The organism is Variovorax sp. P1_H12_2 (assembly GCF_056405335.1).
The window spans coordinates 1-1,873 of record NZ_JBFUCI010000673.1; the positions used below are offsets into that span (position 1 = coordinate 1).

Annotated in this window: 2 protein-coding genes and 1 pseudogene; all 3 read left to right on the forward strand. The window is 64.1% G+C overall.

Going from position 1 to position 1,873, the window contains the following annotated elements:
* The first annotated feature begins 13 nt into the window (after positions 1–13).
* Positions 14–460, forward strand: a complete 447-nt coding sequence (locus AC1D2K_RS34035; RefSeq protein ID WP_478094762.1) for a DoxX family protein — start codon at positions 14–16, stop codon at positions 458–460.
* 46 nt (positions 461–506) lie between these two features.
* Complete coding sequence (locus AC1D2K_RS34040; RefSeq protein ID WP_478094764.1) at positions 507–1,565, forward strand: transcriptional repressor; 1,059 nt, start codon at positions 507–509, stop codon at positions 1,563–1,565.
* Between the two features lie 110 nt (positions 1,566–1,675).
* Positions 1,676–1,873 (forward strand): annotated as a pseudogene (locus AC1D2K_RS34045) (hypothetical protein); the annotation flags it as partial.

Sequence of the window (1,873 nt, forward strand, 5' to 3'; positions counted from 1 at the left end):
CCGGAGACACCTGATGACCCCTCTTCTCGCACGGCTGCGCCACCTGCTCGAGGCGACGCCCTACACCGTCCTCGCGGTCCCGTTGCGGCTCGCGGTGGCGACCGTGTTCTGGAACTCCGGAATGACCAAGCTCGCGAACTGGGCCACCGCGATGGCATTGTTCACGGACGAATATCGCTTGCCGTTGCTGCCGCCGGAAGCGGCGGCCTACATTGCGGTGAGCATCGAGTTGAGCGCACCGGTGCTGCTCATGTTGGGCCTGTTGACCCGACCCGCCGCCGGCGTGCTGCTGGGCATGACCGCGGTCATCGAGATCTTCGTCTATCCCCAGGCTTGGCCGACGCACATCCAGTGGGCCGCAATGCTGCTCGTTCTCCTGTGCCGAGGGGCCGGAGCCTTATCGCTCGACCACCTGCTGTGGCGAAAATGGACACTCGCCGCCAGCGCCGACAGCCTCTGAGTGAAAGCACAGTCTCAGTTCTTGAGATTGTCCTAGTCACGATGCCGTGGTCACAGTGTCGTGGAGCCTGCAAAGCACGTACCTCAGCTTGCCGCGCCGGCTGATCCGGCCGGCACGCAGTGGCGGGGCTGCAGGCGCGCCGTCGCCGAGCTTCTGGCGGCGCTGGAAGCCGGCATGGCAGATCAAGCGCGGAGCATCATGGATTCGGACGAACTTCGACCTGCATCGGTCCGTTGCGCTGTGGAGCCTGCCGGTGGCCGTGACGTTGGCCGTCTCGGGGGTCTACTTCAGCCTGGGCAACGAAGTGTTCCGGCCTGTCGTTCGCCTGTTTGCACCGATCACGCCGAACCCCTTGCAGGCGTTGCCGCGCCGGGCTTCTCCTGCGCCGGCACCGGCCCTTGCACTGCAGGCCGCTGTGGAGCGCGCCCGGGTCCATCTTCCGCCGTCCGCTCGGTCGTTCCTGCCCTGGTACGCGAGCCATGTTCCCCATCTCGGCGTCGACCGTGTGGCCTTCAAGGAGGACGGCATGCGGGAACGCCTGCTGCGCTTGCGCTACGAGCAGTTGTTCATCGACGACCAGACCGGCGAACTCAAGAGCATCAGCGGCTATGACAGTGGAACGGGCGCCGATCGCTTCCTCATCTGGCAATACCCGCTCCATACGGGCCGTGTGCTGGGCTGGTGGGGGCGCGTGCTCATCAGTCTGGCCGGACTGCTGACAGCGTCCCTGTGCGTCACCGGCCTCCTCGGGTTCGCAAATGCCGGCCAGCATCTCTCTGCCGAAGACATCTACCGATCGCTGCTCGAGACGCATCGCGACATCGGGATGAGCACGATCTATCGCGTGCTGTCCCAGTTCGAGCATCCCGGGTTGATCAAACGCAGCAACTTCAAGTCCGGAAAAGCCGTCTACGAACTCGACGACGGACATCGTCATGCCCATCTCCTTTGCCTCGACTGTGGACGCATTGAGGAATTTCACGACGATGCTCTCGAGCGCCGGCATGCGGCTATTGCGGCCGAGCGCGGCTATCGCATCAAGGATCAATCGCTGACGCTCTTTGGCGCCTGCGCCAAGCCCTCCTGTGAGCACCGGCCCCAATGAGCCGTAGCCGATACGTTTAGCAACCGTATTCGCCGTAAAAGGTGCGCGCACTTCGGAGGTCGAGCGTTGAGTGGTGAATGGGCGGTTTCGCTCGCCCCGGATGATTCACCATGACCCTCAAGTCTTCTGCGTTTGTCAAATGGGCTGCCTTCGGCGCAGTGGCAGCCGGTGCCCTCTTCGCTACTGCATCGGCCAGCGCCGACGTGAACTGGTCCATAGGCGTCGGCGTCCCGGGCGTCGCTGTAGTCAACCCTCCCGTGTACTACGAACCCGCGCCTGTCTATTCGGCCCCGCCGCCGGTCTACTAC

Coding starts and splice junctions, on each gene's coding strand:
- AC1D2K_RS34035 (WP_478094762.1), top strand. CDS start 14: ATGACCCCTCTTCTCGCACGGCTGCGCCACCTGCTCGAGGCGACGCCC.